Source organism: Ornatilinea apprima (genome assembly GCF_001306115.1).
Lineage (GTDB): Bacteria > Chloroflexota > Anaerolineae > Anaerolineales > Anaerolineaceae > Ornatilinea > Ornatilinea apprima.
This window is the reverse complement of sequence record NZ_LGCL01000007.1, coordinates 17,584-43,714: the sequence shown is the minus strand read 5'-3', so window position 1 is coordinate 43,714 and position 26,131 is coordinate 17,584. Positions and strand designations below refer to the sequence as shown.

23 protein-coding genes are annotated in these 26,131 nt (G+C 61.9%); 5 read left to right on the top strand and 18 right to left on the bottom strand.

Translation table 11 applies throughout. The annotated features are described in order from the left end of the window. Window positions 1-158 precede the first annotated feature (158 nt). Together ADN00_RS02065 and ADN00_RS02060 are read right to left on the bottom strand one after the other, a co-directional pair. Entirely contained in the window at window positions 159-1,307 is a 1,149-nt protein-coding gene (locus tag ADN00_RS02065; RefSeq protein WP_075061298.1) for a sensor histidine kinase, read from the bottom strand. A 106-nt stretch (window positions 1,308-1,413) separates the two neighbouring features. Further along, window positions 1,414-1,902: a response regulator transcription factor gene (locus ADN00_RS02060; RefSeq protein ID WP_075061297.1), complete on the bottom strand. Its 489-nt coding sequence runs from the start codon at window positions 1,900-1,902 to the stop codon at window positions 1,414-1,416. Window positions 1,903-2,196: 294 nt separating this feature from the next. Between ADN00_RS02060 and ADN00_RS02055 the strand changes: the two genes are divergently transcribed. Then, on the top strand, window positions 2,197-2,811 hold the full coding sequence (locus ADN00_RS02055) for a LysE family translocator (protein WP_075061296.1): 615 nt from the start codon (window positions 2,197-2,199) through the stop codon (window positions 2,809-2,811). A 236-nt stretch (window positions 2,812-3,047) separates the two neighbouring features. On the opposite strand, the gene ADN00_RS02050 is transcribed toward ADN00_RS02055, so the two are convergent. From ADN00_RS02050 to ADN00_RS02020, 7 genes are all read right to left on the bottom strand, one after another. Continuing rightward, the gene (locus ADN00_RS02050; protein ID WP_075061295.1) at window positions 3,048-3,494 is read right to left on the bottom strand and encodes an OsmC family protein; all 447 of its coding nucleotides are present in this window, start codon (window positions 3,492-3,494) and stop codon (window positions 3,048-3,050) included. 221 nt (window positions 3,495-3,715) lie between these two features. Next, on the bottom strand, window positions 3,716-4,915 hold the full coding sequence (gene rmuC, locus ADN00_RS02045; protein WP_075061294.1) for a DNA recombination protein RmuC: 1,200 nt from the start codon (window positions 4,913-4,915) through the stop codon (window positions 3,716-3,718). A 135-nt stretch (window positions 4,916-5,050) separates the two neighbouring features. After that, entirely contained in the window at window positions 5,051-5,440 is a 390-nt protein-coding gene (locus tag ADN00_RS02040) for a protease inhibitor I42 family protein (RefSeq protein ID WP_075061293.1), read from the bottom strand. 13 nt (window positions 5,441-5,453) lie between these two features. Then, on the bottom strand, window positions 5,454-6,440 hold the full coding sequence (locus ADN00_RS02035; RefSeq protein ID WP_075061292.1) for an NAD-dependent epimerase/dehydratase family protein: 987 nt from the start codon (window positions 6,438-6,440) through the stop codon (window positions 5,454-5,456). 34 nt (window positions 6,441-6,474) lie between these two features. After that, window positions 6,475-6,912: a DMT family transporter gene (locus tag ADN00_RS02030; RefSeq protein ID WP_075061291.1), complete on the bottom strand. Its 438-nt coding sequence runs from the start codon at window positions 6,910-6,912 to the stop codon at window positions 6,475-6,477. Between the two features lie 112 nt (window positions 6,913-7,024). Then, window positions 7,025-7,258: a hypothetical protein gene (locus ADN00_RS02025; RefSeq protein ID WP_152966221.1), complete on the bottom strand. Its 234-nt coding sequence runs from the start codon at window positions 7,256-7,258 to the stop codon at window positions 7,025-7,027. Between the two features lie 79 nt (window positions 7,259-7,337). Continuing rightward, window positions 7,338-7,835 (bottom strand): hypothetical protein, encoded by a 498-nt coding sequence (locus tag ADN00_RS02020; protein ID WP_075061289.1) that lies wholly within the window; start codon window positions 7,833-7,835, stop codon window positions 7,338-7,340. Window positions 7,836-7,967: 132 nt separating this feature from the next. Between ADN00_RS02020 and ADN00_RS02015 the strand changes: the two genes are divergently transcribed. The 4 genes from ADN00_RS02015 (at window position 7,968) to ADN00_RS02000 (ending at window position 12,376) form a co-directional block, all read left to right on the top strand. After that, the gene (locus ADN00_RS02015) at window positions 7,968-9,035 is read left to right on the top strand and encodes a phospholipase D-like domain-containing protein (protein ID WP_075061288.1); all 1,068 of its coding nucleotides are present in this window, start codon (window positions 7,968-7,970) and stop codon (window positions 9,033-9,035) included. Next, window positions 9,032-9,265 (top strand): transcription initiation factor IIE subunit alpha family protein, encoded by a 234-nt coding sequence (locus ADN00_RS02010; protein ID WP_075061287.1) that lies wholly within the window; start codon window positions 9,032-9,034, stop codon window positions 9,263-9,265. Before ADN00_RS02015 ends, ADN00_RS02010 begins: the two co-directional genes overlap by 4 nt. 152 nt (window positions 9,266-9,417) lie before the next feature. Further along, window positions 9,418-10,890, top strand: a complete 1,473-nt coding sequence (locus ADN00_RS02005; protein ID WP_075061286.1) for a M20 family peptidase — start codon at window positions 9,418-9,420, stop codon at window positions 10,888-10,890. Window positions 10,891-10,915: 25 nt separating this feature from the next. Next, complete coding sequence (locus ADN00_RS02000) at window positions 10,916-12,376, top strand: M20 family peptidase (protein ID WP_075061285.1); 1,461 nt, start codon at window positions 10,916-10,918, stop codon at window positions 12,374-12,376. Window positions 12,377-12,536: 160 nt separating this feature from the next. On the opposite strand, the gene ADN00_RS01995 is transcribed toward ADN00_RS02000, so the two are convergent. The 9 genes from ADN00_RS01995 to ADN00_RS01955 form a co-directional block, all read right to left on the bottom strand. Then, the gene (locus ADN00_RS01995) at window positions 12,537-13,082 is read right to left on the bottom strand and encodes a DUF2179 domain-containing protein (RefSeq protein WP_075061284.1); all 546 of its coding nucleotides are present in this window, start codon (window positions 13,080-13,082) and stop codon (window positions 12,537-12,539) included. Window positions 13,083-13,097: 15 nt separating this feature from the next. Next, window positions 13,098-15,251, bottom strand: coding sequence for an alpha-glucan family phosphorylase (gene glgP / locus ADN00_RS01990; RefSeq protein ID WP_075061283.1), 2,154 nt, complete (start codon window positions 15,249-15,251; stop codon window positions 13,098-13,100). A gap of 356 nt (window positions 15,252-15,607) precedes the next feature. Continuing rightward, window positions 15,608-16,033 carry a hypothetical protein gene (locus tag ADN00_RS01985; RefSeq protein ID WP_152966220.1) on the bottom strand — a complete coding sequence of 142 codons (426 nt, stop codon included), beginning with the start codon at window positions 16,031-16,033 and terminating at the stop codon, window positions 15,608-15,610. Between the two features lie 5 nt (window positions 16,034-16,038). Further along, window positions 16,039-17,763, bottom strand: coding sequence for a DNA polymerase/3'-5' exonuclease PolX (gene polX / locus ADN00_RS01980; protein ID WP_075061281.1), 1,725 nt, complete (start codon window positions 17,761-17,763; stop codon window positions 16,039-16,041). A gap of 27 nt (window positions 17,764-17,790) precedes the next feature. Continuing rightward, window positions 17,791-19,641 (bottom strand): hypothetical protein, encoded by a 1,851-nt coding sequence (locus ADN00_RS01975; RefSeq protein ID WP_075061280.1) that lies wholly within the window; start codon window positions 19,639-19,641, stop codon window positions 17,791-17,793. A gap of 13 nt (window positions 19,642-19,654) precedes the next feature. Then, window positions 19,655-21,622, bottom strand: coding sequence for a hypothetical protein (locus ADN00_RS01970; RefSeq protein WP_075061279.1), 1,968 nt, complete (start codon window positions 21,620-21,622; stop codon window positions 19,655-19,657). A 20-nt stretch (window positions 21,623-21,642) separates the two neighbouring features. Further along, a complete protein-coding gene (locus ADN00_RS01965; protein WP_075061278.1) occupies window positions 21,643-23,658 on the bottom strand; it encodes a hypothetical protein in 2,016 nt (671 codons plus the stop codon). Between the two features lie 11 nt (window positions 23,659-23,669). Further along, entirely contained in the window at window positions 23,670-24,944 is a 1,275-nt protein-coding gene (locus tag ADN00_RS01960) for a nucleotide sugar dehydrogenase (RefSeq protein ID WP_075061277.1), read from the bottom strand. A gap of 56 nt (window positions 24,945-25,000) precedes the next feature. Beyond that, window positions 25,001-26,128 carry a glycosyltransferase family 4 protein gene (locus tag ADN00_RS01955; protein WP_082389804.1) on the bottom strand — a complete coding sequence of 376 codons (1,128 nt, stop codon included), beginning with the start codon at window positions 26,126-26,128 and terminating at the stop codon, window positions 25,001-25,003. Window positions 26,129-26,131: the final 3 nt, after the last annotated feature.

Here is a 26,131-nt window from a genome sequence, read left to right as displayed (position 1 = left end):
GATCAGTATTGCCCATAATATGCGAAAATTGGCAGCCAGGTAGGCTACCAATTTTTTGTTTTTTCGTTTTTATTCGATTTGCAGCTAATTTTTGGGGCTGTTTCCAAATTCTTTAGAGACAGCCCCTCTTGCATTACCAATAAAAGAACCAGTAAACGTTACGCCTCCAGGCGCATCGGAAGATGGATAAAGAAAGTTGTTCCAATCTCTGGGGTCGAGGTAAAGAACGCCCGCCCCTTGAGGTACTTCTCGGTGATCATGCGCACGCTGTAGGTGCCCAGCCCGCGCCCGCTGCCCTTGGTGGAAAATGAACGCTGAAAAATCTGCAGCTGCGTCTCGCGCGGAATATATCCCCGGTTGTACACCCAGAATTCCAATTTGCCGTCGGCGTTCTCGCAGCCCAGCTTGATTTCCTGCCCGGCTTTGCTGGCCTCCAGCGCGTTCTTAATCAGGTTGCCCATCACCCGCCACAGCAGCTTGCGGTCTGAGGTGAAGTTGATATCCCGGGCGCGCTCATCAATTTCAATCATCCGGTTGGCCGACGCGCTGTGATGACGAAAGACGTTGCGCAGCTCGCGCAGGAATTCCAGCGAGTTTAATTTCTCCGCAGATTCAGTGTATTCATCGCGCTCCAGGTCTACCAGCAGCTTCTGCGCCTGCACCTCTTCCAGAATTTCATCCGTCAACTGGTAGAGCGTGTCCAGCAGGTCTTGCTGTTCGGCCCCGCTTGAAATCTTGGCCAGCTCCACCAGACCGCGCATCCCACCTGCCGAATTGAGCAGATCGTGGAAAAACAGGCGCTCCAGCACGCGGCGGCGTTTTTCGTGGCTGATGTCTTGCAGTGACACCACCGCGTATTTTTCACCTTCCACTTCCAGCGGCGAAGAGTGCACCAGCAGGTCCAGCGAGCCGTGTGTTTTTTCTTGAAGGATGCGGCACTCCTGCGCGTTTTGCTTGCCGGTCAAACCGCCCACCACCGCCCTGGCCGCGCCGCAGGTCTTACAAAATTCGGTTGTACCGCAGCCACCCTCCGTTTCAAAGGCGTGCAAGCAGCCCAGGGCTTCACCCGGCCGCAGGCCGGTCACGGCATCGCCATCCTCCAGCTCCAGGTACTCCATCAGGCGGCGGTTGCCATACACAATCTGCCGGTCGCTGTTCAGCACCATCAGAATATCCGGCGACGCGTCGATGATCGCCTTCATCACAGCGCTGCGGTCCAAAACAGCCGCCTGCTGACGCACTTCTTCTTTGCTGCGCCGCTCGGCAGGTAAAAAAGCGGTGGGCATGGCAACCAATGAATCTGACATTTCTCTTCACCTTTTTGAAGTCCTTATAGTATGAATTTTAAGTGTCCTCCCACCGGCTGACCATTATTTCCGCATGCAAATTGCCTAAATTTTCCATAAATTCTCCTTATTCCTTGCCCTCGCGCGCCGGGCTGCTGTCGGGCTCTGCCGGGTGGCTGTTGTGGCAAATTCCCAGGGACGCGGCGCGCATCACCGCCTGCTCGCGCGTCAGCGTGCCAAAGCGGGTTTTCACGCCGTGAATGTGCATCATCACCGTGCGCGGACTCAAGCCCATCACCGCGGCAATTTCCTTGGTCGTCAGCCCTTCGGCGAGAAACTGCAGCACTTCGCGCTGCCGCGGGCTCACGCGCCGCCGCTCGGCCCGGCCCAGGTTGCCCTGCGCCAGCAGGCGCTGCGGCATTACCACCACCAATTGACCCAGCACCAGCGCGCGCAGAGAACAACCTTCCACCTCTGCCTCGCTGGCGGCCAGATCGTAGGGCGGCGGCGGCGACCATTCTCCACGCATTACGCGCTGTTCAATTTCTTCCGCGCTATCCACCGACTCGAGCATCAGCACTGTCTGGTCATCGGGCAAATACAAAATTCTGGCCATGTTCAGGTTTCCTTTGTGGTGTGCAAATCCAATCTCATTACCGTTTCCCTGCGCTCCCGAACTGGCTGTCCAGCATCGTGATCAAGAACATCATTTAGAACATATATTCTAAATTATGGCTTTCTTTTCCACGTTTGTCAAGAAAAAACAGGAAAAAGCCGGCCAACCAAAAGAATGGTCATCATCGTATGGATTGCCGGTCGCACGTGCGGTGGCGCGCTGTCTTCACTTTCTCTATTGCGCCTTGGCAGGTTTTCCACTATACTCACACAAATCCATTCAGGAAGTTCCCCCATGCTCGCTTTTATCACCCAAGGTCTTTTGCTCGGCATCTACGCCGGAGCCACCCCCGGCCCATTTCTGGCCTTCCTCATGGCACAGTCGCTGCGCGTGGGCTGGCGGCGCACCCTGCCGGCCGCCTTTGCCCCCCTGCTCTCCGACAGCCCCGCCATTCTGCTGTGCATCTTCATCCTCTCGCAAACCCCCGACTGGTTCATCAGCGCCTTGCGCCTGGTGGGCGGCGGCGTGCTGCTGTGGATGGCTTACGGCACGCTTTCCACCGCCCGGCAAAACAGCCTCACCGAGCCATCCGCGGCCAATGAGAGCAGCCGCAGCCTGATCCGCGCCACCCTGATGAATCTCTTCAACCCCAACATCTACATTTTTTGGAGCACCATTGGCGCGCCCATCGTGCTGGATGGCTTCAAATACTCCCGCATTCACGGGTTCAGCTTCATTGTCGCCATGTACGCCACCCTCATTCCCACCCTGGCGGTGATCATCTTCCTCTCTGGGGCGGCCAACCGCTTCACCCCCCGCGTGCGCACCATTCTCTCCTACGCCCTGGGCGGCATGCTGGTTCTCTTTGGCCTCTACCAGATCAGCCAGGGGCTGATCGCCCTGCTCTAAAGCGAGTCGCCTTTAACCTTAAAAGAATACAGCTCATCCCGTAATGAGCTGTATTCCCCTTGAGAAACCACACGTTGTTTGGAGGAAAAGGAGAGGTTTGTCGCTAAACCTGTCCGGATGTAGTTATAATATACATAATATTACCTTTTTTGTCAAGTATTAATTTCTCCAATTCAACAACCAAAAAAGCGGCTCTGGGTAACCAGAACCGCTTTCTGCTTTTTTGCCGATCAGGGTCAGGCAATCACCAGATCGTTGGCGATCACGGTTGTGCCATTCATCAGGGTATCGCTGACCGGGCAGCGGCTTTCCACAAATTTCTTAAACTCGCGCAGTTTCTCTTCCGAGGCGTCCGATTGGAAGCGGATGGTAAAGCGCACATTCTGGTAACCGGGGCGCACGCCTTCTTTGCCCTTCAAGAAACCATCCGTATCCAGGTCGCCTTCCGTTTCAACCACTAAATCTTCCACCTTAATCCCGTGCGCCGGAGCAAACGCGCTCACCACAATCACCAGGCAGGAACCCAGCGCGGTCAGCAGCGCTTCCACCGGGTTCATCCCCAGGTCCGTGCCGCCCAATTCAGCCGGTTCATCCATGATGATCTTGAAACCGCGTGATTCATTCTCCACCGCCAAACCGGTCGGGAGTTTGCGAGATACTGCCTTGAACGTTACCAGTGCCATACGAATAATCTACCTTTCATTGTGAAATTTGTAACAAACGTCATGCAATATCATAACAAATAAGATCGAAAAAGCAACCAATATTAAGTCATCTATTTTTAGACAAAAATCATCTAATTAATAATGACATTCCTTCTCAACGATTACCCCCCTTGGGTCCGCGCCCACCCGCCAAACCGGCGCGCGAGACTGCAATTCCCCCTCAACCTTCAAGTGCGGATCTACTCTTCCAGCTCGATGCCAGACCCCGCCTCCAGCGGCTTGCCCCCCACCTTCAGCCCGCTCAGGCTGGCGCTGGCCCGCCCGGCATGCGCGCGGATATCATCCCGCGAATTGGCCAGCATGGTCATCGCCCGCGCAAAGCGACCATCCAGCTCCAGTTGAATGGCCTCGGTGCTGCTCTGCACCGTCTGAATGTACGCCTCCAGCCGGTACAGATCAATGCTCTGGTCGCTGCGCAGCACGGTTTGAAACACCAGCATCAGGTACGGCACCAGCATTGAATAGCTCACCAGCACCACCCCCATCTGGAACACCTCTGGCAGCACACCAAAACACAGATCGTAGATCGCGTCGGGCACCACCGCCAGCCCAAAGTTAAGCGTCAGGCCGGGGTCAATGTACTTGCGCACCTCCCGCGCCTTGGCCAGCACCGCGTTTTCAATCTCGCGTTTCAAGCGCGCCTGCTCATCCACCACCTCGCTGGCCAGAAATTGTTCCAGCAGACCGGTGGCCGCCCACTTACTGTCAATCGGCAGCACCAAGCCGTTGGGCAGCCGCAGGCCAAACTCCACCGGCCGCCCGCCCACCATAAAGTTGCGGACCTGCCATTCCACCGGCAGACGCGCGAAGACCGCCTCAACAATATTCTCCCCTGCCGCGCCTTTCGACTGGGTGCCGGCAATCACTGTCTCCAGCCGCCGCAGCGACTCGGCCATGCGCCGCTCTTCTTCCTGGCGCGTGCGGTCACTTGCGTGCAGCGCCGTCAGGTCGCTGCGCGCCTGGTTCAATTCAGCACGCATCGTTACCGTCGCCGAAGCCAGTTGGTTGGTCAGCGAGCGCAGCTCGCTCAACGCCGAAATCGACTGGGTGGCCAGTTCGCCCACTCCGCGATGCACCGTGCCTTGCGAGCGTTCCACCGTGGAAATGCGCTCGGCCAGCCCGCGCACGTCGGTTTGCAGGCTGCTCACGTGCTGCACCAGCGGCTGAATCTGCCCCACCCGCTCGTGCAGCGCGCCGATCTGCGCCTGCTCTTGTTGTAAACCGCGCGTCAGGTCCTTCAGCGACACCGCCAGCCCTTGCGGGTCATTCGCCCCGCGCCGCAGCTGCACCAGAATAGCCACGGCCAGCCCCACCAATGCCAGCAGCACCAGACCTACAACCACCACCGCCGCCGCAATCATCAATTCCATATCCGTCATGTCGCACCTCCGCGCTGATGAGATTATAGAACATTTTTCCAATTCAAACCAGTCTTCTCCACTCCCGCGCTTAAAAACGCACCGGGCGGCCTGTCGATGCCGTCCGGTAGCGGGTAAATTGGTGAACTGCTGCCGTTATTTCACGGTTACGTCCAGCACAAAGGTATCTTCGGGCGGGGCTTCCAGCTCAAACGGGCGGTAATAGCGCAGGCTCAATTCGGTTTGCCCGGCTTTCACAGCCACAAACGTCAGCGTGTATAGCCCACCTGACCCCAGCAGGTCTCCCTGCTGCTCGTATTCCGGCGTGCCGGGCATATCCAGCACTTCGCGGTCCACTTCGTTCAGGTCCCACAGATAACCCGTGGTGGGGTTGCCCTCCAGGGTAATTTGCAGCTCGTCGCCCACCTGCAGCTCAACACTTCCGCCGTTGCTCTCCGCATCCAATTGGACCACTTCCCCTTTTTTGGGGGCGCAGCCAGCGGCCATCAGCAGCGCCAGCCCGCCCAGCAAGAATTGTTTCCACATACGGCCTCCCAACTCACTTCACATGCTCCCGCACCCATCGCACCGCCTCTTCAAAAGCCGGGCGCAGCGGGCTGTACGTCAATCCGAGTTCACGCTCGGCCTTGCTGCCGTCGCAGGCAAACCCCTCCAGAAAGGTGCGCGTCTGGTCATTCGACATGCCCCACAGCGGAGGCCTTCGCGTGCGATCAGCCAGCCAGGTGAGCGCGCGTGCCAGCCCCACCACCACCCCATCGGGCAGCCAGATCAGCGGCAGGCGCTCCCCTGAGATTTCACTGACGGTTTTCAGGTATTCCTCCAGGCAAAGCGTGTGTTTGCCAATCAGATACCGCTCGCCCACATTGTACTGCGCGCGCAGCGCCAGGGCAATCGCCTCGGCCACGTCGCGCGCCGGCACAAAGGTGATGCGGCTGTTCTTCAGTCCCACCGCTGGCAGGCGGTGCTTAAGCACATTGACCACAAACATACCGCTGGCCTTCAAGTCGCCCGCGCCAATCACCGCTGCCGGGTAAATGCCCACCACCGGCAGGCCGCGCTGGCGGTGCAGGTCCCACACCAGACGGTCACCTTCATACTTCGATTCCGCGTAGGCGCTGAAGCGCTCCGGCCCAAAGGGCGTATCCTCCGTGTAGGGGCTCACCGTCGGCTTGCCGTAGATCACCGCCGAGCTGACGTGAATCACTTTCTGCGCGCCCGCCTCCAGCGCGGCGAGCATCACGTTGCGCGTGCCTTCCACATTCACCCGCCGGTAGACCGTTGGGTCCTTCTCCCAGAAAGAATACACATTCGCCAGGTGAATCACCGCCTGGCAGCCGCGCATACCCTGTGCCAGCGCCTCATTGTCGAATACATCTCCTTCCACAATCTGCGCCCCCACAGCCTGCAGCGCGCCGCGCTGGCTGGTTGGGCGCGCCAGGCACACCAGTTCGTGGCCGTCTTGCGCCAGCCGCCGTGTCACATACCCGCCAATAAATCCCGTTCCGCCGGTGATAAAAATTTTCATGGTTGTTCGTTAAAAATTTGGAGATAGCCCGCGATTAGCGCGTAACCAGCCAGGCCCCGGCCACCAGCAGTAAAAACCCTGCCACGCGCGCCAGGTCAATTGGCCGCTGCACCGCGCCCAACAGGCCAAAATGGTCCACCGCCGCCGCGATCAGCAGCTGCCCCACCACCATCAGGGTGGCCGTGGCCGCCGCGCCAATCCGCGGAATAGTGAAGCTCACCCCGCCTACCACAATCAGGCCCAGCGCCCCCGCCGCCAGCGCGTACCAGGGCACCCCGCGCCACTCGCGGATCTGCTGGCCGCCGCTCAACACCAGCGGCACCAGCGCCACAATCGCGCCGCCGATATGAATAATAAACACGCTGGAGAGCATCCCCAGACGCAGCGAAAGCAAACTGGCCATGGGAGACTGCAGCGACACCGTCGCTCCGGCCACCAGGCTGACGAGTACTGCCATAAGAATGGTTTCCATGTTCTGTTCCTTATCACCCTTCAAAATAACAATTGCCCGCCTTCAGCGGCGGTGAACAAAAAATCCGCAAGGCACTCCTTGCGGATGGGAATGCGCTTAAAACCGGGTTGGATTAATGATTGGTATCCGAATAATCGCTGCGATCTGCCGCTTTCAGCAGCGCCTCGGCCAACTGCCGGGCTTGCTGAGGAGTGATATAAATATGCGATTCGTCCACCTTAAAAATCTTTTCTTCCTCGTCGCACGACTCAGTAAAACACACGCAAATATCATCCTCGAAGCTGGTATCATCCGGGTCAAAATAGATATCCACCTTCAAGCTGTCGTCTAACAAGTAAATCGACACGCTGCACCTCCCGTCCGATGGTTGATCATCTTGTCTCTCATCAATATATAAAAATTTGGCGGCGCGGTCAAGGGGAACTTTACCGGCCTTCGCCACACGGACGTTTGAAACGGCATTTCCACCACCAGCTGCGCCTTTCCAGGATCAATTGCCACCCGGCCGCTTCCAGCATCTGGCAGAGCTGCTGGTGTACCTTATGATTATCGGGAATTTCAGGGTTTGGCCAGTTGTTGCCGCGCGTGAACGCCGCTCTGGGTGAGGTCATCAGCGCCGTTTGCGAGCCGTCGCCCTGCAGGCTCACCGCCTCAAACCACAGCTCACCGCTCCAATCTCCGCGTTCCGAAAACTCCACCTGGTAGGTCATTTCGCACACCTCGCAGCCGCGCTCAATTTCCACAGAGTCATAAGCATTGAAAAGCACCCGGCAGCCCGGCCCAGGCTCAAACTCTACCTGCGCCCCCACCTCACCATGCTCCAGCTCAAACCGCCGCGCCAGCACCCGGCCAAAGATGTCCACACCCAGCACCTGATACAATTCGTCGTCTTGACCTGCCTTGAACACATCCCCCAGTCTCATGTCGTTGCGTCCTTTTTTCTTCAGTGATGTTTCCCCGTACTGTTGTTAATTATAGGCGATCCTTGCAAGCGCGCCACCGTCTTACCCGCCCGAATATGCTATAATGATCGCCGCTCGCAGAGAGGCGTCCCCATGAAACAACCAACCCGACCCATTTTTCTAACCATCCTGCTGCTCTTCGCCGCGGCGCTCACCCTGGCCGCTTGCCGCACGTCTGTGCCGCTGCCGGCGCCCACCTTCACCGCTCTGCCGCCCTCCGTCGACCTGTACTTCACGCATGCCTGCACCCCCGCCCAGCAGCCAGACGCGCCCGCCCCCCTCGATGCCCTCGTCCAGGCGGTCAACGCCGCACAAGAGCAGGTAGACATGGCGATCTACAACCTCAGCTACCCGCCCCTCGTCGACGCCCTCATCGCCGCCCACGAACGCGGCGTGCTGGTTCGCCTGGTGGTGGAAAACGAGAACCGCTCCCGCTCTGGCCCCGCCGCCCTGCAAGACGCCGGCATTTCCGTGCGTGCCGATTCGCCGGACGGCCTGATGCACAACAAATTTGCCGTCATCGATGCTGCCGACGTTTGGACCGGCTCGATGAACTTCACCGCCAACAGCAACGACGAAGACGCCAATCACCTCATCCATTTCCATTCAACGCAACTGGCCCAGATCTTCACCGCCGAATTTGAAGAGATGTTCACCCAAAACCGCTTTGGCGCGAACAGCCCGCGCGGCGATGAAATGCAAGGCTTTATTTTTGATGGCGTTCAAGTGGAAGTCCTCTTCGCGCCCGACGACCAGCCGGAAGAACGCGTCATCGAGTTGATCGGCTCGGCGCGCCAAAGCGTGGAAATGCTGGCCTACTCCTTCACCTCCGACCCCATCGGCAACGCCCTGCTGTCCAAAGCTCGCGACGGCGTGCGCGTGCGTGTTGTGCAAGACGCCGAGCAGGTTACCGGAACCGGCAGCGAATACAAGTATCTGAGCGATTCCGGCCTGGATATTCGCCTGGACGCCTGTGATGGTCTGATGCACCACAAAGTCATCATCCTCGACGGAAACACGGTGGTGATCGGCTCGTACAACTTCACCAAAAGCGCCAACACCCGCAACGACGAAACGCTGCTGGTGATTCGCGCCCCCCATTTAGCGGCCGCTTTCCAGCAGGAATTTGAAGCCCTTTACGCCGCGGCGGTGACCCATTGAGCCGTGCGGCCGTCTGCCCCGGCTGCCAGCGCAGTTATACCTACCCGCTTGAATTGGAAGCCGTGCGCATGGTGGGCCTGGCCCTCTTGGGAACCTGTCCCAACTGCGGCGCCAGCGTGGGGCTGAACCTCACCTGGAGCTGCCGCGCGCGCTTTATCTACCAGCCCCCCGACCCCGCCGCAGACCCCGTCCCCGCCGACCCTGCCGCCAGCCAGCAAAGCCTGCTCTAATTACGGGCCGCCGTCCGAAACCCGCCGGTTCTCCGCTCCCGCGGGCGCGCCTGGCCATTTCCCCCAAAAAACAAGCCTCTCCGGTACCACGCGGCCGCAAGGCAGTGTACAATTAATCAAAAGCCCCACTCCCTGCCAAAATCGAGGCGCGTATGCTGTTCCAAATTCTCCTGCCTGTTCTGGTAGTGCTGCTCTTCGCAGCCGCCTTTATCCTCATTCGCACCGCCACCTTTTCCACCGCTGGCCACCCCGCAGAACCCGCCAAACCCATCCCTCTGGAACCGCGCCAGGCCGCCATGCACCTCGCCCAGGCTATCCGCTGTGAAACGGTCTCCACCGCGCGCGGCAAGCCCAACCGCCAGGCCCTGCTGGATATGCACCGCTTCCTGGAGCTGTCTTACCCGCTCGTCCACCAGCGCCTCGAGCGCACCCAAATCGCCGAATACAGCCTGGTCTACCGCTGGCCCGGCGCCCAACCCGAACTGGACCCCATTCTGCTCATGGCGCACCTCGACGTGGTGCCAGTCGACCCGGCCACCCTGCCCGCCTGGACCTATCCTCCCTTTGACGGCGCGATTGAAGACGGTTTTGTGTGGGGGCGCGGCGCGCTGGATATGAAGAATCAACTGGTGGCCATCTTTGAAGCCGTGGAACACCTACTCGCTGCCGGCTACCAGCCCTCCCGCGACGTGTACATCTCCTGCGGCCACGACGAAGAAATTGGCGGCATCGACGGCTCGCGCCAGGTGGCTGCCTGGTTTCGCGAGCAAGGCACCCGCTTCAGCCTCGTCCTCGACGAAGGACCGGCCATCGTCCTGGACGGCTATCCCGGCATTCAATCGCCCGTTGCGCTGGTGGCCACCGGCGAAAAAGGCTACATGACCCTCGAACTGAGCGTGGAATGCGAACCGGGGCACTCCTCCATCCCACCCCGCCAGACCGCCATCGGCATCCTCAGCCGCGCCATCACCCGCCTCGAAGCCCACCCCATGCCCGCCCACATCCGCGCTTTGCAGCCTTTCTACCGCGCGGTGGGCAGCGCCGCCCCGTTTTCCATGCAGCTCTCGTTTGCCAACCTGTGGCTGTTCGGCGCGTACTGTCGCGGCATGATGGAAACCAACCCGCAGACCAACGCCGCCATGCGCACCACCACCGCCCCCACCATCATCAGCGGCGGCATCAAAGATAATATTCTTCCGCGCCAGGCCAGCGCCCGCATCAACTTCCGCATCCTGCCCGGCGACACCATCTCCAGCGTGTGCGAGCACGTGCGCAAAGTGATCAATGACCCGCGCGTCAAATTCCAGCCCTATCACGGCATCGCCTGGGAGCCATCGCCCGTGGCCGACATCAACTCACCAGCCTTTATCAGCATCCGGCATCTCATTCAGCAGACCTTTGGCAGCCTGCCCGTAGCGCCCTTCATCATGCTCGGCGCCACCGATTCGCGCCATTTCAACGACCTGGCCGGGCAGATCTTCCGCTTCTCGCCCATGCGCCTGACCGCCGAAGACCAGGCGCGCATTCACGGGATTAATGAACGCGTCGCCGTTGATGAGCTGGCCAAAATGGTGCAGTTCTTCATCCAACTGGTGCAGGCCTGGAGCCAGCCCAAAATCATGTAAATCTTCTCTTCACACAGGAATCATTATGCAGCCGCTCATCTTTTTCCTCATCGCTCTCCCTGTCGCCCTGGTCCTGGTGGTGCTCATCCGCGCGCTCACCTTCTCGCGCCCCGCGCCCGCCCTGCCGGCAGACGAACCGCTCAAAATCGACAGCCTTGCCGCCGCGCAGCATCTCTCCCACGCTGTGCAGTGCCAAACCATCTCGTGGTCCGAATCGCAGCCGGCCAGCGCCGAAAGCCTGCTTCAGCTTCATCAGACCCTGCGCCAGGACTTTCCCCTCGTTCACCAACAGCTGACCCTGCACACCATCAACCAGTTCAGTCTGGTCTACGAGTGGCCGGGCAGCGACCCCGCGCTGAAGCCCGTGCTGTTTATGGCCCACCAGGACGTCGTTCCCGTGGACGAGGCTACCCTCGACCGCTGGGAACAGCCGCCCTTCTCCGGCAGAATCGCGGACGGCTTTGTGTGGGGCCGCGGCACGCTGGACGTGAAGAACCAGGTAACCGCCCTGCTGGACGCGGCAGAGCATCTGCTGGCGCGCGGCTACTGCCCGGCGCGCGGCATCTTCCTTGCCTTTGGGCACGACGAAGAGATCAGCGGGCGGCAGGGCGCGCAGCAGGTTTCCGCCTGGTTTGCCGCGCGCGGAACCACGTTTGAAGCCGTATTGGACGAGGGTCTGGCCGTGGTAGAAAACGCCCTGCCCGGAGTAAAAGGCCCCATCGCCCTGATCGGCGCCGCCGAAAAAGGCTACCTCTCCCTCAAACTGGACGTAACCACCGACGCCGGGCATTCCTCCACACCGCCCGCCGAAACCTCTATCAGCATCCTGGCCCACGCCCTGGCGCGCCTGCAGCGCCATCCGCAGCCCGCCCATGTGGAAATGATGAAACCGCTCTTCCAGGCCCTCGGCCCAGCCGCGCCTTTCACCCTGCGCCTGGTCTTTGCCAACCTGTGGCTGTTCGGCGGCCTGGCGCGCAAGCAGCTCGATGCCAGCCCGCAGTCCAGCGCGGCCATCCGCACCACCACCGCCCCCACCATCCTCACCGCCGGCATGAAAGACAACGTGCTGCCGCGCTCGGCCTCGGCGGTGGTCAACTTCCGCCTGCTGCCCGGCGACACCACGCAGAGCGTCATCCAGCGCGTGCGCCAGACCATCCGCGACCCGCGCGTCAGCATCGAAACCCTGCACGAATCGGCCCGCGAAGCGTCGCCCATCTCCCCCACCGACTCAACCGCCTACCAACGGCTGTCCGAAACCATTCAGCGCACCTTTGGTCCCGTGCCGGTAGCTCCATTCACCATGCTGGGCGCCTCCGACGCCTATCACTACACTCCGCTCAGCGCCAATGTCTACCGCTTCTGCCCCGTCCACCTCGACTCCAAAGACCTCTCGCGCGTCCACGGCCTCAACGAGCGCATCAGCCTCAAAAATCTGGGCAATATGCTGCGCTTTTATATACTGCTCATGCAAAGCTGGGGAAAATAGACCAATCAGTGCTCCCTTCCTGCGTAGGGTGGCGTGGAGGGCGGCCAGTTTGCACTGCACCAAAACCCGCCCATCGCCGCCCGAAACCCACCATCCCTAACGCAATTCTCCCCCATTTTCGGAACGAAAATGGGGGAGACACAGAGGGGGTTACCCAAAACTACTTCTTGCTGTTCGGGCTGCTGCGCCAGAATCCCGCCCGCATGGGGCGCACATCCTCGGCGGTGATAAACGCCGTCGGGTCCGCCTCCAGAATCACCGTCTCAGCATTATCCACATCGTTGCGGTTCACATCCGCGTGCAGCAGCGTAACCGTGCCGTCTTTTCCACGCGCCGGCACTTCCGTCACCGCGAAACCGTTCGCCCGCAGCGCGGCGGCCACCGCCGAACCCAGCGTGGTCGAGACAATATTGAGCTGCACATGCCCAATCGCCAGCCGCTTTTCAATCCACATGCCAATCGTCGTGCCGGTGGAATAGCCCGCCGCGTAGGCAACAATATTCAGCACATTGTCCATGCTCGACAGCACTTCGCTGATCACCACCACATACATGATTGATTGAATAAATCCCAGAATCCAGGTCAGCAGCTTCTTTCCGCGCAGCACCAGCAAAAACCGGACGGTGTCCAGAGAAATATTGACCACGCGCAGCCCAAAAATGGCCAAAGCCCACAGCCATACCTGGGGAGAAAGCAGCGTTTCCATTGAAATTCCTTTCTGTTAGTCTTCTTCCTCAAGAATCGGGCGGTAAGACCAGTTGGCATATTCCTTCAGCATGCGTTTCATACTGAACTGCCACGAGCAGGTCTTAATCGAACTCTTCACCCGCTTGATCCATTCGCTGGAGAGATTATCTCCCACGCGCCCGCTGTAATACATGGGCACAATTTCATTTTCCAGCGTGCTGTACAGGCTTTCCGCGTCAGCGTCGTCTTGCAGGTTGTGATCGGTGTAAGTCTTGCCGTCGCCAATCGCCCAGCCGTTCATGCCGTTATAGCCTTCGGCCCACCAGCCATCCAGAATCGAGAAGTTCAGCGCGCCGTTGATCGCCGCCTTCATGCCCGACGTGCCCGAAGCCTCGTTGGGGCGGCGGGGCGTATTCAGCCATATATCCACACCCTGCACCAGGTAGCGCGCCACATTCATATCGTAATTTTCCATGAAGATCAGCCGCCCGCCGGTTTTCGCGTCTTTCACCGCGCGGTAAACCTGCTGGATGATCAGCTTGCCCGGTTCGTCGGCCGGGTGCGCCTTACCGGCAAACACGATCTGCACCGGACGCTCGGCGTTGTTGATAATGCGCAGCAGGCGCTCCATATCGCGGAAGATCAGGTAGCCGCGTTTATAGGTGGCAAAGCGCCGCGCGAAACCAATCGTCAGCGAATATGGCTCCAGCAGTGCCCCGCCGGCGATGGCCTGCACCGGGTGAATTTGCCCGGCCAGCCACTGGCGGCGAATGCGCCGGTTGGCAAACATCATCAATTTACGCTTCAAATGGCGGCGCACTTCCCACAGCTCTTCATCGGGGATCTGATCCACACCGTCCCACAGGGCCGGGTCGTCTAAATGCTCGTACCAGTCCGCGCCCAGATGCTTGTTAAACAGCTCGCGCATGCGCCGCGCCAGGAAGGTGCCGTTCTGCACGCCGTTGGTGATCGACGTGATCGGCACTTCATCCACCTTCTTCTCCGGCCACAAGAAGTTCCACATCTCGCGCGAGACTTCGCCGTGCAGCTTCGACACGCCGTTGCTGTAGCGCGAGAAGCGCAAAGCCAGCACCGGCATGCTGAAGGTTTCGCCCCACGGCTGCGCCTGCTTGGCCAGGTTCACAAACTGGTCGCGGTCGAGGCCCAATTTCGGCCAGTACTGGTAGAAATATTTATCCACCAGCCACACAGGGAACTGGTCGTTACCGGCCGGCACCGGGGTATGGGTGGTAAACACACTCGATTTGCGCACAATTTCACCGGCTTCTTCAAAGCTCTTGCCGGCTTCAATCAACTCGCGCATGCGCTCCAGCACCATAAAAGCCGAATGGCCTTCGTTCATGTGCCAGGCCTTGGGATCGTAGCCCAATTTACGCAGCATGCGCACCCCGCCGATGCCCAGCAGAATTTCCTGCGAAACGCGCGCTTCGGGGTCATTGCTGTACAGGCGCGCCGAGAGCTGGCGGTCGGCCAGGTTATTTTCTTCCACGTTGGTATCCAGCAAGAAGAGCGGAATGCGCCCGATCTGAATGCTCCACACCCGCGCCCACACTTCGCGGTCTTGCAGCGTCACCGAAATTTTCACCGGCTGGCCGTTCTCATCCACAATCGAAATGATCGGCATATTGTGAAAGTCCAGGAAGTGATTGCGCGTCTCCTGCCAGCCATCTTCGGTGATGTGCTGGTCAAAATAACCCTGGTTGTAAATAAAGCCCACCCCCACCAGGTTCATGCCCAGCTCGCTGGCTTCCTTCAAATGGTCACCTGAGAGCACGCCCAGGCCGCCGGCATACACCGGCACCGATTCGTGCAACCCAAACTCAAACGAAAAATAAGCCACCCAATCTTTCGACAGCGGCTCGCAGTCCACATCGCTCCAGGTGTCGGTGCGCTGCATGTGGCGGTCAAAATGCTGCAAAGCGCGCTGGTAGCGCTCCACATAGCGCGGGTTCTGCGCCGCGCGGTCCAGGCGCGCGCGGTCCACTTTGCGCAACAGCTCCACCGGATTGTGATTGGTGGTTTCCCACAAAATCGGGTCCAGCATGCCAAATATACGTTGATCATCGGCGTTCCACACCCACCACAGGTTATAAGCCAGTTCCCCTAACCGGCTTAAAGGGGTCGGAAGGTCAAAATGATTCGGAATTTCTCGTCTAAATTTCTCCATCGCTTATTCTCCTAAGTTGATTCCAATCCTTCAGCCTGCAGTGAGCGTTGGCCTGCTTCTCTCGTCAGCCTATCCGGCCAACAGGTACAGATCACCCCTGATTGACGTCCAAAATTCATTATACATGATGAATCCATGACAAATAGAGGAAAAACCAGCGCGGACAGCCGGCCGTTGGGGCAGCTTCGCGCCAAAGAAGGGAAGGGATGACAGGGCTTCGGTTGGCTCAGAAATAAAAACATCTCACTTGTACAGAGAAGGCTAAAAAACCCGCCGCATTATACCATGAAAAAACCAATACCTGACCTTCCCACTCTACTTTCATAACTTTCATTAAGGGTATCCAGGCAAGCCCATTAAGGCAGGGCCAGGATTTCATCAATCACCCACACCCCATTCTGGCGCAGCAGCACAAAAGCCCGCCCCAACTCTGCCTGCCCGGTGGTCAGGTTCACTTCCACAATCGCTCCCGGCGGGTTTTGCGACACCGACGCGCTGGAGATCAGGTATCCCATCACCACATCTTGGCAGTGCAGCATTTCAACCGCGCCCTCTGGCGGAAGCTGCGCCAGCGCAGTGGTCGAGAGGTAGCGCTCCATTTGTTTTGGGTCTTCCTGCTGCGCGGCCAAAAACGCCGAAACCACCTCTTCCGGCTCCTGCGGATATTCCGTGCCATCTCCGGCAGGCGCGTAGCGCGCGTTGTCCGTTCCCGCCCCGCTGGCCGAACAGGCCAGTCCCACCAGGCTCACCCATAAGATCAACCACAAAAAAATTCGTTTCAAGCTGTTCATCCTCCGCGTTCCGCCAGCCACGCCAGCAGACGTTCTGGCGGCCAGGTATTGATGATCTGCTGCGGCGGCGCCCAGGCGCGCCGCGCCACTGAAACCCCATATTTCAACAAATCGAACTGGTCGGGGGCGTGCGAGTCGCTGTCAATGCTTAACAAAATCCCCATCTCAGCCGCCCGCCGCGCGTAGACCTCGTCCAGGTCCAGGCGGCTGGGGTTGGCGTTGATCTCCAGCACCGTCTGGTTGGCCTGCGCCTCACGCAGCACCGTTTCCCAATCCAGGTCCGAAGGTTCGCGGTGCAGCAGCAGCCGCCCGCCGGGGTGCCCGATAATATCCACGTGCGGGTTGCGCATGGCCGCCACCAGCCGCTGGGTGATCACCTCACGCGGCTGTCGCAATCCGCTGTGCAGCGAAGCCACCACCACATCAAGCTGCGCCAGGGTTTCATCGTCAAAATCCAGGCTGCCGTCTGCGCGGATCTCCACCTCCGTGCCTTTGAGCAGGCGAATCTGGTCACCCACCTCGCGCTGCACGGCTTCAATCTCCAGCCACTGCTGGCGCAGGTCTTCCGCGCTCAGGCCGCCTGCCACCCCCAGCCCGCGCGAGTGATCGGTGATGGCCAGCACGCGCAAGCCGCGCTGTGCGGCCGCCCGCGCCATGGTCTCAATTGTCTCCGCGCCATCGCTCCAGCGCGTGTGGCAGTGCAGATCGGCCATTATCTGGCTGGTCTCCAGCATGGCTGGAAGTTTGTGTTCTTTGGCGGCCTGCACCTCGCCGCGGTCCTCACGCAGCTCAGGCGGCACCCACGCCAGCCCCAGCTGCGCGTATAAATCTTCCTCGTTATCAAAGCGCAATTCTTGCCCCTGCTCGTCCACCAGGGCCTGCTCCGAGAGCGAATACCCCTGGCGCTGGGCCAACTCGCGCAGGCGCACATTGTGGTCTTTCGAGCCGGTGGCGTACTGCCACAGCGTGCCAAAGCGCTCCGGCGGTTGAATCCACAACTGCGCGCCCATTCCGTTGGCAAATTCCACGCTCGACTTGTTCTCACCGCGGCTCTTCACACGCGCCACCTCCGGGTGCGAGACAAACGCCTCCATTACTTCGGCCGGACGGTTGCTGGCCGCCACCAGATCAAAATCGCCAACCGTGTTCTTCCAGCGCCGCAGGCTGCCCGCCGCTTCGGCGCGCTGCACCCCCGGCAGGCCGCGCAGCCATTCCAGCCAGCGTTCGGCGGCCGGCACAGCGTTGCCCAGCAGCATGCGGTTGCTGCGCCGTTTCAGCGCCTCAATCCCGGCCAAAATGCGCTGCTCCGACTTCTCGCCCATCCCCGGCAGCTCACGCAGACGTCCGGCGCGGGCCGCCGCCTCCAGCCCCACCACGTCGATCACATTCGCCTCGCGCCAGAACAAGGCCGCCTTCTTGGGTCCCACGTCCGGCACGTTCAACACCTCAATCAGGCTGGGCGGCACCTCGCCTTCCAGCTTCTCCAGAAATTCGAGCCGCCCCGTATCCAGCAGTTCCTCGATCTTCTGGGCAATCGCCTTGCCCACCCCGGGGATCTCCGTCAGCCGCCCGGCTTCGCGCACCGCGCGCACGTCTTCCGCCAGGTTGCGCAGGCTGTCGGCCGCTTTGCGGTACGCCAGATACTTGTAAACCAGTTCCCCCTTGATCTCCATCAACTGCGCGATGCGCTCAAACACATCCGCCAGCTCTTTTGCGTCCATTTGCCGCTCCACTTTCTGCGCCGTCGATTAACGACAGCCGCGTAAATCGACCAGCACGCGATAGTCCTCGCCGCGTTTGGCGGCGTATTCGCTCACCACGCGCGCGCAGCTCAATTCCTGTATTTGATGATACGCCTTTTCGTTGGTTTTCCAATCCGCCCAACCGTAGTAGAGATACTCCACCCCCTCGGCCAGCAGAGCCTCCACCTGCGGGTTCGCGCTCAGGCGCGCCTGCGCGGCCTCGTCCAGCCCGCTGGTACGCGCGAAAAGGGTCTCTCCCCGCGCCGCCCGCGGATCAAACACGCGCGCCTGCGGCTCAAGTGCGTCCCAATGGTCGTCCATCAACTGCGCGTCCAGTGGCTCGATGAACGCGGCCAGCACCGGGCGGGGAGCCGCAGCCAGCGCCGCCCCCAGGCTCACGCCGCCGCCCACCAGCGCCACCAGCCAGGCAGCCGCCAGCCAGCCGCGCGCGGAACCCGCGCGTCTGCGCGCCCACATCCACGCCGCGCTGACGCCAATCGCGCTGAAGGCAAAGCCCGGCACAGCCGCTTGCAGCTCGCGCGCCCAATCCGCGCCGCCCAGCAGCAGGCTCAGCCCGCCCAGCAGCGGCAGAGACAAAAAGCCGGCCTCATACCAGCGCCCGGCCCTCCAGGCGCGCCAGCACCAGGCCAGCCCCGGAGCGGCCAGCGCAATCAGCCAGCCCGATTCAACCAGCAGGACCACTCCATGCCGGGGGTTCAACAGCGACAGCCCGCCCCAATCCGCAGAGATCACCCTCGGCGGCCAGCGCCAGTTCGCGGCTGGCAAAGGCAGCCCCAGCGCCAGCAGCGCAAGCCCCGCCCCCACCCCCATACCCAGCCAGGCCAGCCAGCGGCCGCGCCGCGCCGGGTTCATTTCTCCCCTTGCCCAGGCTGCCGCGCCCCCCAGCAGCAAGCCCGTCAGCACCACAATCAGAAACCAGGGCGCGCTCAATGCCGCCCCGGCCAACAGCAGTCCCGTAACCAGCGCCCCGCGCCAACCGCGCCAGCGCCCGGCCCCCAGCAGAAGCACCCCGGCCAGCAGCGTGCCGCCGGTCATTCCCTGGCTGAACAAGGCAGCTGGCAGGTCACTGGCCAGCAGAAACGGCACATCCAGCCCGCCGGCGCGGTTGGCCAGCCCGCCCAGCCAGCTGCCGCTGGCGCGCAAGAGCTGCGCGTCCGTGCCCAGCCAGTTCAGCACAGCGGCGGGGAAGAGCAGCAGCAGCCAGCGCGCGCCGCCCCCCAACCACCCCAGCAGACCGGCGCACCAGCCCGCCAGCGCGCTGCCGGTGGCGCGCCGCGCCCACAGCCCGGCCAGTAGTACCGCCAGGCTCAGGCTCAAGGCGCGCGCCAGGTCCAGCGCCAGCCACGCAGATAAACCGCCCAGGCGCATCACCTGCGCGGCCAGAATTTCATTGAAAAGCGCGCCGCCCGCCCAGCGGACGCCCTCCCCGGCCGCCAGCAGCGAGACCAGCGGCAGGCTGTGCGCGTCGCTCGCCGGGCTGGTTCCACGCCCGATCAGCGCGAAGACTCCCACCCCGGCCGCCAGAATCAACAGCAGCCCCGCGTCTGAGCGCGCCGGCATCCAGTCTTTCCCATTTCCTTTGCCGAAGGGCAGGTTCACAGCAATACCCAGCAGCAGGGTCAGTATGGCCGCCAGACCAAAGGCCATCCCCGCGCCCGCGATCCGGCTCAGCAGCCCCGCCAGCAGAACGTCCACCAGCAGGCCAGCCGCCAAACCGGCTGCCAAGCGCTCGCGGCGCGGCAGATGATAAGCGCGGCCCACCAGCAGCAGCCCGCCCGCCCACAGCAGCGCGCCCCAGCCCACCAGCAGACCCAATTGCAGCAGTTTCGCGGCCAATTTCAGGCTCCCTTTACTCTTCCACCGCGCAGGCGCGCAAATCCAGCAGCGCGCGCCAGTTGCCCTGCCCGTCGGCGGCTTCATCCACCACCCGCGCGCAGGTTCTTTTCCAATCGTCCAGCGCCAGGCCGCTGTCACCGGCCTGCCCGCCCACATAGGCGTAATCAAAACCAGCCGCGCGCCAGGCCGCCGGGTCTTCCCGCTCGCCCAGCGCCTGCCATTCCGGCTTGTATTCGAACCAGGTCAGCGCCGCATCGCTCGGCCGCCCGAAGAGCGTTACCGCCCCGCCGGGGTCTTTGGCATAGATCAGCGCGCCCGCCTCCAGACGGTTCCAGTTGCGCTCTGACAGTTCCACGTCCAGCGCGCTCAGGTGCGCCCCATACTTTGGCTGCGGCGCGGACGCCAGCAGGTAGCCGCCCAGCACCAGCCCGCCCAGGCAAGTCAGCGCGCCCAGCGAGGCCGCCGTAACCCGCGCCCAGGCCGCGCGCCGCGCCGCCCAGCGCCATACCAGCGGCAGGGCATAGAGCATGGCCAGCGAGACAAAACCGTACAGGCGCGAAGTGTTGCGCACGCCCGTCGAGCCGGTGAATTGCACAAAAATCGTGACCAGCGAGAGCAGCCCGCCCCACACAAAGGCGCTTTCAAACCAGCGCCCGGCGCGCAGCGCCTTCAAGCCGTAGAATCCCAGCAAAGGCAGGGCCAGCAGCCCCGGCCCCAGCTCAAACAGCGCTGCCAAAAAAGCAAACGGGCGGCTCAGCGGCATCACCCCCAGGTGAGACGATACCAGCGCCGGCGCAGCCAGTTCAAAGCCCACCGTCTGGTAGGAAGAAACTGTCTGCGCGCCGCCCAAACGCGCCGCGAAGGTCAGCAGGTATTCCGTCCACGCCCCGCCTTGCGCCAGCCCCAGCAGGCTGCCCGCCGCGTACACGCCCATCCACTGCCAAAATGAGCGCGGCAGGCGCAGCCCGCGCGCGCGGATCGCCGCGCCCAGCAGCACCACCCCCCAGCCCGCCGTGGTCAAAATCTGGTCGCTTTCGCCGGTCAGAAACGAAGCCGCCAGCAGCAGCGCGCTGAGCGCCGCGCCCCAGCCGTCGCGCCAGCGGTTGAAGGTTAACAGCAGCGCCAGGGTGATCAGCAGGCCGCACAGGCTGTTAGGTCCCAGCAGCCCCGCCACCCCGCTGGCGTTGATGCCGTTGGCAAAGGCAAAGGGCAGTTCCAGCGGCGCGCCGCTGTCGACCCCCCAGCCGCTCTGCAGCGCGCTGAGCAAATCCGCGCCCGAGGTGGCCCCGCTGCCGATCAGCGTAACCTGCGCGGAGATGCGCGTCAGCACGCCCTGCGGCAGCAGCAGCATCAGCCAGCGCGTTCCGCCCGCCAGGGCGGCAAACGCCCCACCCAGCACTGCGGCAGCGCGCCTGCCGGTCAGCCGCCGCGCCCACACGGCGGCCAGCGCCACCGCCAGCGCGAAAGACACGCCGCGTGCCAGGTCCAGGGCGGTGCCGGGCAGCAGCCCGCCCACCCGCGTCCACTGCGCGGCGAACAGCATCAGAAAATAGTGATAATAATAGGGAACGCCGGGATCCAGCGCGAAATGAGGCGGCACGTCCCCGGCCGCCATCAGCGAGGTGGTCGGCAAATGCGCGTAATCGTCAAAGATGGTCGTGCCCAACGCCACCCGCGCGGCCGTGGCCGCGATCAGCGCCATCACCGCCAGGCTCAACAGCGGGCGTTCCATCTTCAACCGCTCACGGAACTGCCCCCGGTTCAGCAGCAGACCGCTTACCAGCAGCGCCCCCGCCGAGACCCACGCCGCCGCGGGCAGGCTTACCACCCGCGCCAGCATATTGGCCAGCAAAATTTGCAGCGCAAAACCCACCGCCAGGCCCACCGGGAGTTTCTCGTATCCTTGCAGCCGAAAAGCGCGGACCGCCAGCAGCAGCCCGCCGCTCATCCACACGGCAAACCACACCCAGGATAACAGCAAACAGCACCCCTTTTATCGCGTTACGGTTGGTCGGGCGCCGGGCACTGCGCGCCCGGATACGGCGGCGTAACTTCTTTGCGCGGGAAGAACAGTGTTGCCCCCGATGGCTTGTAAGTAACCACCGGGTCGTAATAGCACAGCACCGGGATCGCCACCCAATCCGTCCAGGCGTCATTTTCATTCCCGTACTGGTGTTCTTCACCGCGGTAGGTCACCGAAATCGGTTCCGCGATGATCAGCGAGAAGCGCCGCGTCGCCAGATCGCGGTAGAAAGTGTCAAAATACTCCGCGTTGCTGGTCATCGCCATTTCCATCAGCACTTTCTTCTCATAGTCGGGCACCAGCGTCACCCCCTCACCCATGTAGCCAAAGGTGAGCAGTTGGCGCTGATCCATGAAAAGCACCTCACCCATCTGCTTGCGTTCCTGCACATGCCCGCGGATCTCGCTGACGGCCTGCTCGGTCTCCGCGCGCGGCGGAAAGCCAAACGTTTCAATCTGCACAACCGGCGTTACCGCCGGGACCAGCACCACCAGTGCCAGCAGAACGCGCGCCCAGCCACTCTTCCCCGCCTGCTCGCGCAGCCAGCCGCCCAGTCCGGCCTCCCAGGCCAGCCCGGCCAGAATCAACACGCATATCAAAAACATATCCACGTTATGCAGGTTGCTGCCCCCGCCAATCTTCACACTGATCACCAGCCCCACCCCCAGAAAAGCCCCCAGCACACCCAGCGCCGCCAGGCGCTGCAGCCAGTGCCGCGCCCAGCCTTTTTTCAGCGCGAACCACACCATCAACGCCAGCAGCGGACCGGCCGCCAGCAGCAGCCAGGGCACTATCCCCAGCGGATTGGTGGGGTTGGGGAACAAACGCTGCCACAGCAGCGGCTGCTGCTGTACCACCGTGGAGATACCCTCCACCGAGACCAGTTCGGTAGCCTCATCCGAAAGGCTGCGTTCAATCGGCATCCATTTGAGCACTTCGGGGATCAGGTAGCCCCCCACCAGCCCCGCCCCACCCAGCAGAACCGCGCGCCGCACGCGCTGCGCCAGGCTTGCTTCGGGGTCTTTCTTTTCCAGCAGGGCGATCATCACCGCCCACATCCCCGCCGCGAACATCCAGGTATAGCGGGCAAAATTGGCATAATAGCCCGCCACAGCCACCAGCAGCATGCCCGGCAGGGTTTTGGCGCGCCCAGCCAGCACCACCAGCAGCGCGGACAGCACCAGCGGGGTATAAATCGGCCCCTGATTGAGGAAAAGGTACGCCCACAGGCCCACCAATCCCCAGGTGAACAGCGATTCCCGCCGCGCCTGCCAGAATACCAGCCAGCCCAGCAGCACATACGGCAGCGAGAACAGGATCATATCCCACAATCGCACCAGGCTGATGTTCACAAACGGCAGCAGAAACGGCAGTCCCCACAAACTGCGCCGCCCCAGGCTGGTCAGCGGTTGCGGCTCAACACCGGTTGGAAGGTCGTACAACCGTGTGCCAAACGGAATGGAATAATCATACAGGCGGTTGCCCTCCGACCAGTACAGCGAAAAGGGATAATCCACCACCTGCTGAGCGGCAATCGTCAGCGCGAAGGCGCTGCCCATCAGCGTCAGGCCAATTGACGCGCCTGCTAAATCCAGGCCTTTTCCCTTTCCCGAAGCCAGCCACACACTCACTACCGCCAGAACCAGGGTAAACCATGCCTTCTGAAACGGCTGCACAAAACTCTCACTGAAGTGAACCCCAAAGAACAGCCCGGCCGCGATGCTGATCAGCACCACCACAACAAAGCGCCCGGCGCCCAGCCGGTCACGCCAGCGGTTGAGAAAAGCCAGCCGCCCCGGCGCCCAGATCAACACCAGCGCCAGCAGGCCGGTGATCAGCGCGTAAAGCACGATGGCCGCCATCGGGTATGAAATGCGCGTTGCGCCTTCCAGCAGCGGCTGGTAATAGCGCTGCAGATTCGCGCCAAAACCCACTGCCAGCCCGGCCAAAGCCAGGCTGCCCGCGATTTTCCACACCAGGTAACTGCTCTTCATCTGTCTGCTCGCTAGAAAGCGCGCCCCAGGCGTTGCAGGTTAAACCCGGCTTCGCGCCAGGCAGATTCGTCAAAGATATGCACCGCGTCCAGCACGCTGCGCGCGGTGGTTTTGGCCGCCAGCGCCTGCGGATTCAACTGCCGGTACTCGCTGTGCGCCACCAGCACCACCAGCGCGTCCGCGCCGCGTAGCGCCTCATCCAAATCGCACAGATCCAGACCGTCAATCGGTTGTTTGGGCTGAAAAGGATCGTGAGCGCGCACCCGCGCCCCGGCCGCCTGCAGCAGCAGCGCCGCTTCCACCGCCGGGCTTTCGCGGAAGTCATCCACATCCGGCTTATAGGTCAGCCCCAGCACGGCCACCGTGCGCCCGCTCAGATTACCGCCCAGCAACTTCTGCGCCAATTTGAGCACAAAATGCGGCTGGCTGTCGTTGACCTCGCGCGCCGTGCGGATCAGCGGCGTCAGGTCGGGAGCGGCCTCCACCAAAAACCACGGGTCAACGCTGATGCAATGCCCGCCCACCCCCGGCCCTGGCCGCAAAATATTGACCCGCGGGTGGCGGTTGGCAATTTCAATCGCCTCCCATACGTCCACGCCGAAGCGGTCGGCCAGGCGCGAGAACTCGTTGGCGATGGCGATGTTCACGTCGCGGTAGGTGTTTTCCATGATCTTGACCATCTCGGCCGTGGTCGAGTCGGTCAGCACAATGTCGCCGCGCACAAACACGCGGTACAGATCGCGCCCGGCTTCCGCCGAGGCCGCGTCTATGCCGCCGATCACGCGCGCGTTCTCAATCAGCTCTTTCAGAATCTGGCCGGGCAGAACCCGCTCCGGGCTGTAAGCCAGGAAGAAATCCTCGCCCGCTTTCAGCCCCGACCGTTCCAGAATGGGCGCCACCAGGTCTACCGTGGTGCGCGGCGGAGAAGTCGACTCGAGCACCACCAGGTTGCCGCGCCGCAGCACCGGCACAATCGCCTCGGTAGCCGAAATCACAAAGCGCATATCGGCGCGTTTGTCTTCCAAAAACGGGGTAGGCACGGCGATGATAAAGGCATCGGCCTCCTCCGGCTGGCTGCTGATGGTCAGCTTGCCAGACTTAATCGCCGCCTGCACCAGCGTGCGCAGCCCCGGCTCAAACAGGTGCACTTCGCCGTTCTTCAGGCCGCTCACCACCCGCTGGTCCACGTCTACCCCCACCACCTGCAGACCGTGGGTGGCAAAAGTGCTGGCCGAAGGCAAACCAATATAACCCAGCCCCAAAATGCAAATTTTCTCAAATTGCATGCTTCTTCCTCGCTTGCCGGGCATCCAGCGCTCGCGCCCGGCCTCATCAGATAGGTCTATCGCGCCGCGGCGCGCAACACTTGCTCGTATTCGTCCACAATCTTGCCCAGGTCGAAGCGCTGCGCCAGCTCGCGGCTGGCCCGGCGCGCCGCCAGCAGCTTTTCCGGGTCGCTCAACCAGACGCGCAGCGCGGCCTCGTAGCCGGCCTCGTCCTCCGGCTCCAGCAGAACGCCGTTGCGCCCCGCTTCCACCAGTTCAGGGTTGCCGCCCGCGCCGCTCAACGCCAGCGCCAGCCCTTTGGCCATCGCCTGCACACCCACCACCGGCAGCCCTTCCGAATAAGAGGGCATCAACAAAATATCTGCCTGTTCAAACGCTTCCAGCACCTGCTGCGGCGTTACCCAGCCAGGCAGCTCAAAGCGTTCCGCGCACCCCCCGCGCGCAATCTCGGCTTCCACCTCCGCCTTCAAAGGACCGTCACCCAGCATCAGACAGCGCCAGTCCAGGTCGGCCAGGCGGTTCATCACCCGCGCGATCTGCACCACGTTCTTCTGCTGCATAAATCGCCCGGCGAACACCACCACCGGCGGCTGGTGCAAGGTGATTTCACCCGCGCTCACCGCCTGTAAATCTACCCCGTTAGGGATCACCTGCACCGCTACCGGGTAATGCTTCAGCGCCAGGTCGCGGGTGAACGCGCTCACCGCCGTTACGCGCGCGGCGCGCTTCCAGATCGGCGGGGTGAAGGGATAAATCATCTGGAACCATTTACCCGTTTTTTCCGGCGTGCCACCCGGCACATCCCCCAGGTGCGCGGTGAGCACATACGGTGTGCCCGTCACCAGCGAAAGCGCCCAGGCAGCCGCCCCGGCCGGCACAGCAAACTGGGCGTGAATCACGTCCGGCTTCCACGCGCGGATCTGCTTCAGCCCCTGCCAGAAGGCCTGCCACACATACCCGGCCATCGCCTTCAGGCTGGCGCGGAACAACTGCGCGCGCCCGGACTTCAGAAAAAGCACCTCCACGCCATCCCGCTTTTCATAGAAAGGCAGATCGGCGCAATGCGCGGTCAGCACGCGCACTTCATGTCCGCGCGCGGCCAGCCCGGCGCATACATCTTGCGCCACCCGGCCTCCGCCCCCGCCCACTGGCGGGTATTCATGGGTCAGCACTAATATTCGCATGGC

Coding starts and splice junctions, on each gene's coding strand:
- ADN00_RS02015 (WP_075061288.1), top strand. CDS start 7,968: ATGAAACAACCAACCCGACCCATTTTTCTAACCATCCTGCTGCTCTTC.
- ADN00_RS01965 (WP_075061278.1), bottom strand. CDS start 23,658: ATGAAGAGCAGTTACCTGGTGTGGAAAATCGCGGGCAGCCTGGCTTTG.
- ADN00_RS01955 (WP_082389804.1), bottom strand. CDS start 26,128: ATGCGAATATTAGTGCTGACCCATGAATACCCGCCAGTGGGCGGGGGC.
- ADN00_RS02055 (WP_075061296.1), top strand. CDS start 2,197: ATGCTCGCTTTTATCACCCAAGGTCTTTTGCTCGGCATCTACGCCGGA.
- ADN00_RS01960 (WP_075061277.1), bottom strand. CDS start 24,944: ATGCAATTTGAGAAAATTTGCATTTTGGGGCTGGGTTATATTGGTTTG.
- rmuC (WP_075061294.1), bottom strand. CDS start 4,915: ATGACGGATATGGAATTGATGATTGCGGCGGCGGTGGTGGTTGTAGGT.
- polX (WP_075061281.1), bottom strand. CDS start 17,763: ATGGACGCAAAAGAGCTGGCGGATGTGTTTGAGCGCATCGCGCAGTTG.
- ADN00_RS02020 (WP_075061289.1), bottom strand. CDS start 7,835: ATGAGACTGGGGGATGTGTTCAAGGCAGGTCAAGACGACGAATTGTAT.
- ADN00_RS02000 (WP_075061285.1), top strand. CDS start 10,916: ATGCAGCCGCTCATCTTTTTCCTCATCGCTCTCCCTGTCGCCCTGGTC.
- glgP (WP_075061283.1), bottom strand. CDS start 15,251: ATGGAGAAATTTAGACGAGAAATTCCGAATCATTTTGACCTTCCGACC.
- ADN00_RS02060 (WP_075061297.1), bottom strand. CDS start 1,902: ATGGCCAGAATTTTGTATTTGCCCGATGACCAGACAGTGCTGATGCTC.
- ADN00_RS02030 (WP_075061291.1), bottom strand. CDS start 6,912: ATGGAAACCATTCTTATGGCAGTACTCGTCAGCCTGGTGGCCGGAGCG.
- ADN00_RS02035 (WP_075061292.1), bottom strand. CDS start 6,440: ATGAAAATTTTTATCACCGGCGGAACGGGATTTATTGGCGGGTATGTG.
- ADN00_RS02065 (WP_075061298.1), bottom strand. CDS start 1,307: ATGTCAGATTCATTGGTTGCCATGCCCACCGCTTTTTTACCTGCCGAG.
- ADN00_RS01995 (WP_075061284.1), bottom strand. CDS start 13,082: ATGGAAACGCTGCTTTCTCCCCAGGTATGGCTGTGGGCTTTGGCCATT.
- ADN00_RS02040 (WP_075061293.1), bottom strand. CDS start 5,440: ATGTGGAAACAATTCTTGCTGGGCGGGCTGGCGCTGCTGATGGCCGCT.
- ADN00_RS02050 (WP_075061295.1), bottom strand. CDS start 3,494: ATGGCACTGGTAACGTTCAAGGCAGTATCTCGCAAACTCCCGACCGGT.
- ADN00_RS02005 (WP_075061286.1), top strand. CDS start 9,418: ATGCTGTTCCAAATTCTCCTGCCTGTTCTGGTAGTGCTGCTCTTCGCA.